Below are 12448 nucleotides of genomic sequence, written 5' to 3' on the forward strand. Positions count from 1 at the left end.
GGGTATGGTGTCAGGCGCCGCGGCGCGCCTGTTCCGACGCCAGGTAGGCGTCGCGCGACGGCAGCAGGTGCTCGCGGCACAGCGCCATCAGCGCGGCGCGGTCGCCGTCGCGCAGGGCGTGGATCATGGCCCAGTGTTCCTGGCGGGCGCGTTCGCGGTAATTGGCGGCCGCCAGCGAGCCGAAGCGGATCGGGTGGGTGCGGCGCGCGTATTCCTCGATGGCCTGGCCCAGCACCGCGTTGTCCAGCAGCCCGAACAACTCGCGGTGAAAGCGCTGGTTGCTGCGGAACACGCGGCGCGCGTCGCCATCGGCCACGGCGGCGTCGTGCTCGCGCTGCACCGCCGTCAACGCCGCCAGCCGCGCGGGCGGCACCGGCAGCGGCATCAGGCTGGCGGCATGCACTTCCAGCACTTCGCGCAGCGCATACAGCTCCATCACCTCGCGCGCCGAGAAAGCCCGCACCACCGCGCCGACGTTGCGCTTGCGCTCGACCACCCCCAGCAGCTCCAGCTCCACCAGCACCTGGCGCACCGCGTGGCGCTTCATGTCGAAGCGCGCCATCAGCTCGTCCTCGGTCAGCCGCTCGCGCGGATGCAGCCGGCCGAAGACGATGTCTTCCTCCAGCGCGGCGACCGCCGCCGCCAGGGCGTCGGGCGCTTGGGGTTCGAGGGCGGCGGGGCTGATGGCGTTCATGGGCGAGAGGAAAAGCGTTATTGCTTGGGCACGGTGTCGCGGGTGGCGCCGGCGCGCAGGAAGTCGAAGTCCACGCCCTGGTCGGCCTGCGTCACGGTCTGCAGGAACAGCTTGCGGTAGCCGCGCTCGGCCGCCGGACGCTCGACCGGGCCGGCCGCCATGCGGCGCGCCAGCTCGGCATCCTCGACCAGCAGGGCGATTTCGCGCCGCGCCACCGACAGGCGGATCCGGTCGCCATTTTGCACGTAGGCGAGCGGTCCGCCAATCGCGGCCTCCGGGGTGACGTGCAGCACGATGGTGCCTGCCGCCGTGCCGCTCATGCGGCCGTCGGATATCCGCACCATGTCCTTGACGCCGGCGCGCGCCAGCTTCTTGGGGATCGGCATGTAGCCGGCCTCGGGCATGCCGGGCGCGCCGGTGGGGCCGATGCGCTTGAGCACCAGCACGTCGTCGGCGGTCACGTCGAGCGCCTCGTCGTCGATGCGGCGGGCCATGTCCTCGGCGTCCTCGAACACCACGGCGCGGCCTTCATGCTCCATCAGCTTGGGATTGGCGGCCGACTGCTTGATGATGGCGCCGCCGGGTGCCAGGTTGCCGCGCAGCACGGCCAGGCCACCTACCGGATAGATCGGCGCGGCGACGCTGCGGATCACGTCCTGCTCGAACGGCGCGGGGGCGTCGTCCAGTTCCTCGCCCAGGGTGCGGCCCGACACCGTCAGCGCGTCCAGGTGCAGCAGCGGGCGCAGTTCGCGCAGCAGCGCCAGCATGCCGCCAGCGTGGTGGAAGTCTTCCATGTAGTGCTGGCCGGAGGGCTTGAGGTCCACCAGCACGGGCGTCTCGCGGCTCATGCGGTCGAGCCCGGCCAGGTCGATATTGATGCCCAGGCGGCCGGCGATGGCGGTCAGGTGCACGATGCCGTTGGTCGAGCCGCCGATGGCCAGCAGCACGCGCAGCGCGTTCTCGATGGACTTGCCGGTGATGATGCGGTCGGGCGTCAGGCGCGCGGCCGCCATGGCGACGGCGGTGGCGCCGGTGCGCTCGGCCACGCGCACGCGGTCGGCGGTGACGGCCGGGGCGGACGCGCCGCCCGACACCATCATGCCCATCGCCTCGGTCAGGCAGGCCATGGTGCTGGCGGTGCCCATCACCGAACAGGTGCCGACGCTGGCCACCAACTGGTTGTTGACGTCGGCGATCTCGGGCGCGTCGATCTCCTCGGCGCGGTAGCGGCCCCAGTAGCGGCGGCAGTCGGTGCAGGCGCCGACCCGTTCGCCGCGGTGCGAGCCGGTCAGCATCGAGCCGGTCACCAACTGGATCGCGGGCACGCCGGCGGACGAAGCGCCCATCAACTGCGCCGGCACGGTCTTGTCGCAACCGCCGATCAGCACCACCGCGTCCATCGGCTGGGCGCGGATCATTTCCTCCGTGTCCATCGACATGAGGTTGCGCAGGTACATGCTGGTGGGCTGCGAGAAGCTCTCGTGCACCGAGATGGTGGGGAAGTCCATCGGCAGGCCGCCGGCCAGCATCACGCCGCGCTTGACCGCCTCGATCAGTTGCGGCGCGTTGCCGTGGCACGGGTTGTAGCTGCTGCCGGTGTTGACGATGCCGATGATGGGACGCGCCAGCGCGTCGTCGGACAGGCCGGCGCCCTTGATGAAGGCCTTGCGCAGGAACAGCGAAAAGCCGGTGTCGCCGTAGTTGGTCAGCCCGCGCGCCACGCCGGTGCTGCGCGCGCCGTCGCTGTCGAAGGGGCCCTTGGCGGGCTTGCCGCCCTTGGTCTCGTCCGTCATTTTTCTTCCCGATAATATTATTGATAATCCAGGGCTGCGATCATATCCACCCTTGGAAATGCCAGGCAAGCGTTTTTCATCGGAATTTTTATTGATCTAATAAAAAGATCAGTCGATAGAAAAATTCTGATTAATCAATCAAGATTGGCCTCCTACACTGGCGCCGTTGACGAGCCGGGCGTCCGTTCCATTCCTATACCCATCCCGGCAGGAGACCTACATGTCAGACCTGCGTCTGCGGCCCCGCCGCGCCTTGCTGCTTTCCCTGTTGGCCTTGTGTACCGGGGCCGCGGCGCCCGCCGTGGCCGCCGACGCCTATCCCGACAAGCCCATCCGCCTGATCGTGCCGTACCCGCCCGGGGGCGCCACCGACGTGATCGGCCGCGTGCTGGCGCAGGAACTGACCGGCGCGCTGGGCCAGTCGGTGATCGTCGAGAACCGCGCCGGCGCCGCCGGCAACATCGGCGCCGACCAGGTCGCCAAGGCCCAGCCCGACGGCTACACGCTGCTGATGGGCGCGCTCACCAGCCATTCGATCAACGCGGCGCTGTACCGCGGCCGCGTCACCTACGACGTGGAAAAGAGCTTCGCGCCGGTGTCCATCGTCGGCACCGTGCCGCTGGTGTTCGTGGTCAACCCGTCGGTGCAGGCCAATGACCTGAAGCAACTGATCGCGCTGGCCAAGGCGCGTCCGGGCTACGTCACCATGGCGTCGGCGGGCAACGGCTCGCCGCAGCACCTGGCCGGCGAAATGTTCAAGCGCACCGCCGGCGTGGATATCCTGCACGTGCCCTACAAGGGCAGCGGCCCGGCCATGACCGATCTGATGGGCGGCCAGGTGCTCAGCATGATCGAGACCGTGCCGGCCTCGCAGGCCAGCATCAAGGCCGGCAAGCTGCGCGCGCTGGCGGTGACCTCGGCGCAACGCGTCGAGGCGCTGCCGGACGTGCCGACCGCGGCCGAGGCCGGCCTGCCGGGCTTCGAGGTCAGCTCCATGTTCGGCATCGTGGCGCCGGCCGGCACGCCGGCGCCGGTGATCGACCGTCTGAACGGCGAGCTCAAGAAGATCCTGGCCAAGCCGACGGTCAAGGCGTCGCTGCTGAACCAGGGCGCCATCGCCGAGTGGACCACGCCCGCCGATGCCGGCGCCCGCGTGTCCGCCGAACTGGCGCGCTGGACCAAGGTCATCGACGAAGCCGGGGTCAAGCCGGAATAAGCGATATGGACAAGGGGGACATATGTCCCCCCTTGTTGCTTCTTTTACGCCACGCGCAGGAAATGGTCACAAATTTTCGACGATATTGTTTGCATGCTGCGCCGCCGTATGCGCAACGCTTGCCAAGCCTGCCTTTCTCGCGCGAAACGGGCGTAGCGCCGCATGAGGGCAGGGGAAGACAGTTGCCAAGCCAGTTGAAATAATCCGCAATACAGCGCGAACGCCGTTCCGGCGGGTGGTTGACCCCGAACTGACTAGGCCGTATGTTTCACGCAGGCCTTCCTGGGATGGCGGGGGACACCAATGACTGAGACTCAGGACGAAAAATCGATCCTGTACCTGCATTTCGGTACGTCCAGCCCCTATTGGCGGTTGGCGGCCGACAGCAACGCGATCGAACTGGCCGCCGTCAAAGGCGCAACCAACATTGCATTGGCGCTGCAGCCCGAGCAGGCGCAGGCCATTCGCGCCCTGACCGGCATCACCGCCAGCCTGCGCATCGACATCGTCCTGTACGGCGATCCCATCCAGTTGCGGCTGGTCGGCCGCAAGATCAACCCCACCGAATGGGCCGGCACGGCGTCGGCGCACACTGACACCGATTCGGTCGCGCGCGACCTGGTCGAAGGCCTGTCGTTCGCCGAGACCGTGGTGTCCGAGGCCAACTCGGTCATCGTCATCGTCGACCAGCACGGCCGCGTGCAACGCTTCAACAAGGTCAGCGAGGAATACACCGGCAAACGCGAGCAGGACATCGTCGGGCGCAGCGTGTTCGAGATGTTCATGACGCGCGAAGAGGCCGCGGCCTCGCGTCGCAACATCGCCGAGTTCTACAAGCGCGGACAGTCGTACGAGGTCGAGCGCCTGATCAACACGGTCAAGGGCCCGCGGCTGTTCCTGTTCCGCAACAAGTTCGTCACCAGCGGCAGCGGCGAGAAGCGTGTCTACCTGATCTGCTCGGGCACCGACATCACCGAGGAACGCCAGGCGCAGGAACGCCTGCGGGTGCTGGCCAACACCGACGTGCTGACCAACCTGCCCAACCGCCACGCCATCACCACCCGCCTGAAAGCGGCGCTGGCCGAAGGCGAGGGCGCCAGCGGCGGCGTGCTGTTCCTGGACCTGGACAATTTCAAGCGCATCAACGACCACTACGGCCACGGCTTCGGCGACCGCCTGCTCAAGTCGGTGGCGGTGGCGATCTCCAGTTGCCTGTCGCCCGGCCAGACGCTGGCGCGGCTGGGCGGCGACGAATTCCTGGTGCTGCAGGAAGGCGCCGAGGCCTGGCACCTGGAGGCCACCGCCGCGCGCATCATCGAGCGCCTGCGCGAGCCATTCCGCCAGGAGCTGATCGAGGTCTACACAAGCTGCTCCATCGGCATCGCCATGTACCCCGAGCACGGCGACGACCTCGACAGCGTGGTGCGCAGCGCCGACATCGCCATGTACGTGGCCAAGGAAGCCGGGCGCCATACCTACCGTGTGTTCCAGCCCGAGATGGACCGGCGCAACGCCGACTATGTCTGGCTCGACACCAACCTGCGCAAGGCGCTGGCCGAAGGCCACTTGATGCTGTACTACCAGCCCAAGCTCACCGGCCGCGGCGGCGAGATTGATGGCGTCGAGGCGCTGCTGCGCTGGCGCTCGCCCGAACGCGGGATGATCTGCCCCAGCGTTTTCATTCCTTATGCGGAGGAATCCGGCCTGATCTCGCAACTGGGCGTGTGGGTGATGCGCGAAGCGGCGCGCCAGGCCGCGGCCTGGAAGCGCGAGGGCCTGGACCTGCGGGTCGCCATCAACATGTCGGCGCGGCAACTGGACGACAAGGGCGTGGTCAGCGAATTCATGCGCGCGGTCAACGATGCCGGCCTCGATCCCTGCCTGCTCGACATTGAACTCACCGAAAGCTGCCTGATCGAGGACGAGGTCGCCGCGATCGAGCTGATGAAGCAGTTCCGCCAGTTGGGCGCGTGCGTGCACCTGGACGACTTCGGCACGGGCTATTCGTCACTGTCGCAACTGGCCCGCATTCCGCTGGACGCGATCAAGCTGGATGCCAGCTTCGTGCGCGGCGTCAACGAGAACCCGGTGTCGCAGGCGCTGGCGCGGGCCATCGTCGCGGTGGCCCGCACGCTCGAGCTGAAGGTGATCGCCGAGGGCGTCGAGACCCAGGAGGAAACCGCCTTCCTGGATACGCTGGGGGTGGACGCCAAGCAGGGCTACCTGTATGCCAAGCCCATGCCGGCTGCCGAGCTGACCACCTGGCTGGCGCAGCGGCGCCGGCTGCATCTGATTGCCTGACGCGGCCGGCGCGCGCCGACCTCAATGCATGGTGGCGTCGATCAGGCCATCGGGGCCCGCGGGTGACCGACGGTTCTGCGCCATCACCAGCCGTTCCATGTAGGCGCGGTCCTTCGGATCGATCGAGAAGGCGGCGTCGACCCAGTCCTCGGTGATATCCATCAGTTCCGAGCGCGTCAGTTGCAGCACACGCTGGCGCGCCCGCAGCATGGCGCGCATGCCGTTGAGCTTGGGCCGCATCACGTCGATGAAGGTGCGGGTGGCCTTGTAGGCGTCGCCCGGCTCGAACAGCACGTCCACCAGGCCGCGCGCCTGGAACCATTCGGCGGTGTGCGATTCGCCGCTGCCGATCAGTTCCTCGGCCAGCTTCATGCCCGAGCGCCGCGCCACCAGCGAATAGCCGCCCATGCCCGGGAACAGGTTGAAGGCCATTTCGGGGAAGCCCATGCGGGCGTTGTTCTGCGCCAGCACGAAGTGGTGCGCCAGCGCCGCCTCGAAGCCGCCGCCCAGCGCGGTGCCCTCGATCATGGCCAGCGATACGGCGCCGGTGTCGAAGCCGCGGGTGGCGGCATGCACGCAATCGACGCAGGCGCGGGCGTAGGCGCGCAGCGCCTCGCGGCGGCCCGTGCGGATGGCCTCGGCGAAAAAGTTGAGGTCGCCGCCGACGTTGTAGATCTGCGGCACCAGCGAGCCCGTGACCCAGAAATCGATGGGCAGGCCGGAGTCCCTGGCGGCGCGCGCCAGGGTCATGATTTCGTCGATCAGTTCGTGATTGAAGCAGGGGCGCGGCTGGGCGCGCAGCATCATCCACATGACACGTCGTCCTTCCTCATAGAACGCGGAGACTTGCTTCAAATTGCCTGCGGCGGTAAAGGGATGGCAGTCCGGATGAATGAGTTGATTCATTTGCTTTCGTCCAATCGATCAAGGTGAGTCGGAGTACTGCGGGGCCAGCCTAATACAGCCGGCGCCCCGTTCCGCTCATGCAAACCTCGTCCGACCGGCCAGAGTTATCCGTAGGGCAAACATCGGAGTGATTGTTGGAAAAACACGGCGATGATGATGTCGCCGTCGTCCGCCTGGATGACGCGCGCCTCGCCGGGTTGGATGAGGACCGTCGCAAATTCGCGAGGGTTGGCGCGGCCGCCGCCGGCGCGCCGGACTCATGCAAATGGCGGGGGCGACGGCGCGGGGGCGGGGCGCCGGCGGCCCGGCCGGGCCGGGTCGTTGTGACACAGCAACATCCGCCGCGGCTTTGCGGGCAATGAGAACAATCTCATATACAAATGAGATTCATTGTCGATATGATCGCGGCTCGATAAAACTTACAGAAAGCTTGCGATGCCTGTTTTTCCCGTCCCGCGCGCCCTGACCCTGGGGGCCGCGCTGGCCCTGATGGCCCCTGTCGTTCCCTCCCACGCCGACCCCATCCATCTCCCCGCCATCAGCGTCGAAGGCGCCAACGCCGACGATCCACGGGTGCCCGAAGTCACCACCGCCACCCGCACCCAGACCGCCGCGCGCTACGTGCCGCAGGCCATCGACACGGTCAAGGTCGAGAACCTGCAGAACTACGGCATCAGCACCCTCGGCGAGGCCCTGTCCGGCATCCCCAATGTCAGCAACGCCTCGGACACCCGCTTCGACTCGCTGCGCATCCGCGGCTTCGACGCCAGCAACGACTTCTACCTGGACGGCATCCGCGACGACAGCCAGTACGTGCGCGACCTGCACAACATCGAGCGCATCGACGTGCTCAAGGGCCCGGCCGCGGTGCTGTACGGCCGGGGCAGCCAGGGCGGGATCGTCAACCGTATCAGCAAGGCGCCGCAGCCGGGCCGCGAGTCCACGCTCGAGGCCCAGGCCGGCAGTTGGGACCTGCGCAGCTTCTACGGCGACCTGAGCGCGGATCCCGGCGAGCACGTCAGCGTGCGCCTGAACATCGGCCAGGAGGACAGCAACAGCTTCCGCCACAAGATCGGCGGCACCCGCCAACTGGTGGCGCCGTCGCTGAACTGGCGCATCACGCCCGACCTGGACTGGCTGGTGCAATACGAATACAGCCGCTATGACCGTACTCCGGATCGCGGCATCCCCAGCGTCAACGGCCGGCCCGCCGACGTCGGCCGATCGACCGTCTACGGCGATCCCGACCGCGACTACATCGACGATCGCGCGCAATCGTTCCGCTCGCGCCTGGCCTACACGCTGGCGCCGGGCTGGCAGTTGCGCTACACGCTGGGCGTGTTCGCGCTCGACAGCAAGTTCGACAACACCTACCTGACCGGCTACAACGCCGCCACCGGCAAGGTCTCCCGCACCCGCTGGCAGCAGGACCTGACCACCCGCAGCATCAGCAACAACCTGGAAGCCGAGGGCCTGTTCCATACCGGCGCCATCGAGCACCGGGTGCTGTTCGGCGTGGACGTGGCCAACCAGGCGCGCACGCCCGACCTCTACACCACGCTGGCGCGGGGCCCGGGCGCGCAGCCGGTGCCGACGCTGGACCTGTACGACCCGGACCTGTCCCAGCAGCACAACGGCGCCATGACGCTCAGCAGTTCGGCCCGTCACAAGACCCGCAGCCAGGGCTACTACGTGCAGGACCAGATCAAGCTGGACGACGCCTGGCAGGTGCTGCTGGGGCTGCGCATGGACCGCTTCAGCGTCGATTCCACCAACCGCATGCTGGACCTCTCGGCCCGCCGCGACAGCCGTGGCCTGAGCCCGCGCGCCGGCGTGGTGTGGACGCCGGCGCGCGATCACTCGTTCTACGCGTCGTACAGCAAGACCTTCTCGCCGGTCGGCGGCAGCCTCATCGGCATCACGCCGAACGCGCGCGGCAATACCAATGACGTGGATCCGGAGCAGACCCGCCAGTACGAAGTGGGCGTCAAGAGCGACTGGCTGGACGGGAATCTGAGCACCACCCTGGCGCTGTACCAGCTCGAGCTCTACAACCGCCGCACCTCCGATCCGGTCGATCCGACCATCGTGCTGCTGACCGGCAAGCAACGTTCGCGCGGCATCGAGCTGACCGCGGCAGGGCGCCTGACCGGCAACTGGTACCTGCGCGGCGGCATCGGCCTGCAGAACGCGTCCATCGTCGAGGACAACAACGGTCTGGCCGGCAACCGCGTCAGCAACGTGGCGCGGCGCAACGGCAGCGTGTTCCTGACCTACAAGCCGGCCGAGGGCCTGTATGGCGAGACCGGCCTGACCTTCGTCGGCCAGCGCTACGCCGACAACGCCAACACGGCGGTGCTGCCCGGCTATGCCACCTGGGACGCGCTGGTCGGCTACCGCGCCGGCCAGTGGGACTGGCGCCTGGCGGTGCGCAACATCACCGACAAGACCTACTACGCCTCGGCCACCAGCGCCGGCCAGATCCGCGTGGGCGAGCCGCGCACGGTGATCGCCACGGCGCAGTATCGGTTCTGACGGGTAGGCAGGATCCAGGCAGGACGGACGGGCGCTTTGGCGCCCGTTTTTTGTTGGGAGAAGGCATGAGTGGGGGAGGAAAAGATCACGCACCGTCCAGCAGGAACCAAGGGAGTGTCCTATCTTGTTGGCGAACTGACTGCGCTGACTTGACTGGAATTCGTCTATGGACGAATATCGTATGTACCGAATCGAACACTACCTCACTCCTGGAAAACTCAAGGATTCCTATGCCACCTGGCTACGCGGCCTGCGTGGCATGCGCGACAAGGTGGCGGTCATCCGCCGTGTAGCGCGTCTGGCATCGGGGAATTTCGGCGATCACCGGTTCTGCCGCGAGGGCGTGTGGGAATTGCGTATCGATACGGGGCCGGGCCTGCGCGTCTACTACGCGCTGTCCGGTGAACGGCTGGTGTTGTTGCTGGCCGGAGGCAGCAAGCGCACGCAGGATGCCGACATCCAACGCGCGGTGGAATATTGGCATGACTGGCAACGGAGAACGGATGATGAGAAGCAAGCCCCATGATGAAGCAATGGTCGAGGTCTATCGCAGCGACCCCGCCCTTGCGCTGGAGACGATCAACAGCATCCTGGCCGATGGCGATCAGGGCGAACTGCTGGTGGTGCTGCGCCAGATGACCCAGGCGTTCGGCGGCATGCAGGCCGTGGCGGAGCAGGCGCGGCTGAACCCGACCCAGCTCTACCGCACGCTGTCGCCCAAGGGCAATCCGTCGCTGGCCAGCCTGCTGGCGATTCTCAAGGCGATGGGCCTGCGCCTGGCCGTGATGCCGCTGGCCAATGCGGCCGCCCCGGTCCGGATGGGCTGAGGCCGCCGGGCGCGGTTATTGCGGCTCGATCTTCGCGTCGATCGCGCGCTGGGTCCAGATCTGGCGCTGCGACTGGGCGAAGGCCTGGTGTTCGGCCAGCGTGTTGGGCGCGACCTGCATGCCCAGCGCCTCGAACTTGGCGATGCTGTCGGGCTCGCTCAGGATGCGCGTGATCTCGCGGTTCAGGCGCTCGACCACCGGCGCCGGCGTGTCCTTGGGCGCGGCCACGCCCACCCATACCACCAGGTCGAAATTCCTGTAGCCCAGTTCGGCCAGCGTCGGCACGTCGGGGAAGTCCTTCGAGCGCGCCTGGCCGGTGAAGGCGATGCCCCTGAGCTTGCCGCCGTGCATGAACGACGTGACCACCGACAGGTCGGCGAACAAATAATCGACGTGGCCGCCCAGCAGGTCGGTGACGGCGGGCGGCTGGCTCTTGTAGGGCACCGCGTTGGCGGCGGCGCCGGCGACGCTGTTGAAGGTGGCCCCGGCGATCTGGCTGGTGGGCGAGCCGTAGGCATAGTTCAGCGGCCTGGCGCGGGTGGCCTGCACCAGCTGCGACACGGAGCCGTAGGGCGAATTGGCGCGCACCACCAGCATCATCGGGATGGTGGCGATGCGGATGACGTGGATGAAATCGCCGGTGGGATCGTACGGCAGCTTGCGGAACAGGGCCGGCGTGGCCGAGTGCGTCGAGCTGCTGGTCAGGATCAGGGTGTAGCCGTCGGGCGCGGCGCGCGCGGCGGTCGAGGAACCGATGGTGCCGGACGCGCCGGGCTTGTTCTCGATCACGATCGGCACCCCCAGGCGCGGGCCGAGCTTTTCGGTCAGGATGCGGGCGCTGGTGTCGGTGGCGCTGCCGGGCGAGAACGGCACCACGATGGTGATGGGCTTGTCGGGGTAGGCGTCGTTGGCCTGCGCGGCGCCGGTGGCGGCGGCCAGGGCCAGGGCGCAGCAGGCGGCGAACTGGCGCGTGCGGCTGCGTTGCGGGGATCGGGTCATGAAAGTCTCCTGTGTTTTTCTGCGGCCGCGATGGCAGGTGGCGGCCGCGATTTCCGCCATCATGCGGCCGCGCGGCTTATCGCAACAAGGGACTAATTTTCATAGACCTATTCCGTATCCGGATAAGTCCCGCGCCGTGCGCCTCGGCCCGGCGCGGCCTCACTGGCCGGCGGCGTCCTCGTCGTAGCGGGTCGGGTCGGGCGCCGCCTCGCGCGCCCGCAGCGTCGTCTCCAGGTCGGCCAGGAACGCGTCCGCCGCCCGCGACAGGCGCGCGTTGTGGCGCTGGATCAGCCACAGTGCGTGGCCGCGCTGGCCGGCGCCGCCGATGGGCGCGGTGGCCAGTCCCAACTGGCGCGCGAAGGCGCAGACGTAGCCGGGCACCACGGTGATGCCCAGGCCCGCGCGCACCAGGTTCAGCACCGAGGTCAGCATGCCGGCCTCGATGCCGGACTGGAATTGCAGGCTGAGTTCGCCGCTGATGCGGTCCACCGCGCGGCGCACGCTGTAGACGTTGCGCAGCGTGATGTGTTCGTGGGCGGCCAGGTCGGCCCAGCGCACCTGCTTGCGGCGCGCCAGCGGATGGTCGGGCGCGAAGACGGCATGCATGGTGTCGCGGTAGATCACGCGCGCGGCCAGCTCGTCGCCGTCGATGTCGGTGGAGACGATGCCGAAGTCGGCGCGGCCGTGCCGCACATGCTCGATGGTCTCGTCGGTGTTCAGTTCGAACAGGTCCAGCTTCACGCCCGGATGGCGCCGGTGGTAGCGCGCGATCACGCCACCCAGCAGGCCGACCATCATCATCGGCGAGCAGGCCACGCCGACCACGCCGCGCTCCAGCGAGCGCAGGCCGGACATGCTGCGCTCGGCCGCGCGCACCGTGCCCAGTATCTCCTGGGCATAGGCATAGAAGTCGGCCGCGCCCTCGCACGGCGTGACGCTGCGGGTCGAGCGCTCGAACAAGGGCTGGCCGACCTCGGCTTCAAGTTCGGCGCACAGCTTGCTGACGGCCGATTGCGTGACGAAGGCGGCGCGGGCGGCGGCGGTGAAGCTGCGCAACTCGTAGAGCGCGCAGAACACGCGCAACTGCTTCAGGGTGATGTTCATGGTCCGGACGAAAAGGGGGCGGGCGCCCCGGGGGCCGGCGCGCGCAAGCCCGCATCCGCCACGTTCCGGGGGG

General features: G+C 67.9%; 10 protein-coding genes. 5 read left to right on the forward strand and 5 right to left on the reverse strand.

The genetic code is table 11. From position 1 onward, the window contains the following. Nucleotides 1-10: 10 nt before the first annotated feature. Nucleotides 11-694, reverse strand: coding sequence for a GntR family transcriptional regulator (locus ACUDCK_RS10425; protein ID WP_059269918.1), 684 nt, complete (start codon nt 692-694; stop codon nt 11-13). Nucleotides 695-711: 17 nt separating this feature from the next. Beyond that, on the reverse strand, nt 712-2487 hold the full coding sequence (locus ACUDCK_RS10430) for an IlvD/Edd family dehydratase (protein WP_175168105.1): 1776 nt from the start codon (nt 2485-2487) through the stop codon (nt 712-714). 220 nt (nt 2488-2707) lie between these two features. Here ACUDCK_RS10430 and ACUDCK_RS10435 point away from each other — a divergent pair, with 220 nt between their 5' ends. Then, a complete protein-coding gene (locus ACUDCK_RS10435) occupies nt 2708-3703 on the forward strand; it encodes a tripartite tricarboxylate transporter substrate binding protein (RefSeq protein WP_054504041.1) in 996 nt (331 codons plus the stop codon). 303 nt (nt 3704-4006) lie between these two features. After that, on the forward strand, nt 4007-6004 hold the full coding sequence (pdeR, locus tag ACUDCK_RS10440) for a cyclic di-GMP phosphodiesterase (RefSeq protein ID WP_054504042.1): 1998 nt from the start codon (nt 4007-4009) through the stop codon (nt 6002-6004). Between the two features lie 21 nt (nt 6005-6025). Here pdeR and ACUDCK_RS10445 read toward each other — a convergent pair whose 3' ends face one another. Then, nucleotides 6026-6910, reverse strand: coding sequence for a crotonase/enoyl-CoA hydratase family protein (locus ACUDCK_RS10445; RefSeq protein ID WP_054504043.1), 885 nt, complete (start codon nt 6908-6910; stop codon nt 6026-6028). Between the two features lie 435 nt (nt 6911-7345). On the opposite strand from ACUDCK_RS10445, the gene ACUDCK_RS10450 reads away from it, so the two are divergent. From ACUDCK_RS10450 to ACUDCK_RS10460, 3 genes are all read left to right on the forward strand, one after another. Continuing rightward, entirely contained in the window at nt 7346-9445 is a 2100-nt protein-coding gene (locus tag ACUDCK_RS10450) for a TonB-dependent receptor (protein WP_175168106.1), read from the forward strand. Between the two features lie 181 nt (nt 9446-9626). Next, nucleotides 9627-9971 carry a type II toxin-antitoxin system RelE/ParE family toxin gene (locus tag ACUDCK_RS10455; protein WP_054504163.1) on the forward strand — a complete coding sequence of 115 codons (345 nt, stop codon included), beginning with the start codon at nt 9627-9629 and terminating at the stop codon, nt 9969-9971. Further along, nucleotides 9952-10272: a helix-turn-helix domain-containing transcriptional regulator gene (locus ACUDCK_RS10460; RefSeq protein WP_024068535.1), complete on the forward strand. Its 321-nt coding sequence runs from the start codon at nt 9952-9954 to the stop codon at nt 10270-10272. The genes ACUDCK_RS10455 and ACUDCK_RS10460 overlap by 20 nt, the downstream gene beginning before the upstream one ends. 15 nt (nt 10273-10287) lie before the next feature. Here ACUDCK_RS10460 and ACUDCK_RS10465 read toward each other — a convergent pair whose 3' ends face one another. After that, complete coding sequence (locus tag ACUDCK_RS10465) at nt 10288-11271, reverse strand: Bug family tripartite tricarboxylate transporter substrate binding protein (RefSeq protein ID WP_175168107.1); 984 nt, start codon at nt 11269-11271, stop codon at nt 10288-10290. A gap of 159 nt (nt 11272-11430) precedes the next feature. Continuing rightward, complete coding sequence (locus ACUDCK_RS10470; protein WP_175143004.1) at nt 11431-12375, reverse strand: LysR family transcriptional regulator; 945 nt, start codon at nt 12373-12375, stop codon at nt 11431-11433. Between the last annotated feature and the right edge of the window lie 73 nt (nt 12376-12448).

The organism is Achromobacter sp. CF-sbj1-Ac2-l (assembly GCF_052698165.1).

Bases quoted from the DNA above. Each gene is read 5' to 3' on its own strand.
- ACUDCK_RS10425 (WP_059269918.1), bottom strand. From the start codon at position 694: ATGAACGCCATCAGCCCCGCCGCCCTCGAACCCCAAGCGCCCGACGCC.
- ACUDCK_RS10430 (WP_175168105.1), bottom strand. From the start codon at position 2,487: ATGACGGACGAGACCAAGGGCGGCAAGCCCGCCAAGGGCCCCTTCGAC.
- ACUDCK_RS10435 (WP_054504041.1), top strand. From the start codon at position 2,708: ATGTCAGACCTGCGTCTGCGGCCCCGCCGCGCCTTGCTGCTTTCCCTG.
- pdeR (WP_054504042.1), top strand. From the start codon at position 4,007: ATGACTGAGACTCAGGACGAAAAATCGATCCTGTACCTGCATTTCGGT.
- ACUDCK_RS10445 (WP_054504043.1), bottom strand. From the start codon at position 6,910: ATGAATCAACTCATTCATCCGGACTGCCATCCCTTTACCGCCGCAGGC.
- ACUDCK_RS10450 (WP_175168106.1), top strand. From the start codon at position 7,346: ATGCCTGTTTTTCCCGTCCCGCGCGCCCTGACCCTGGGGGCCGCGCTG.
- ACUDCK_RS10455 (WP_054504163.1), top strand. From the start codon at position 9,627: ATGTACCGAATCGAACACTACCTCACTCCTGGAAAACTCAAGGATTCC.
- ACUDCK_RS10460 (WP_024068535.1), top strand. From the start codon at position 9,952: ATGAGAAGCAAGCCCCATGATGAAGCAATGGTCGAGGTCTATCGCAGC.
- ACUDCK_RS10465 (WP_175168107.1), bottom strand. From the start codon at position 11,271: ATGACCCGATCCCCGCAACGCAGCCGCACGCGCCAGTTCGCCGCCTGC.
- ACUDCK_RS10470 (WP_175143004.1), bottom strand. From the start codon at position 12,375: ATGAACATCACCCTGAAGCAGTTGCGCGTGTTCTGCGCGCTCTACGAG.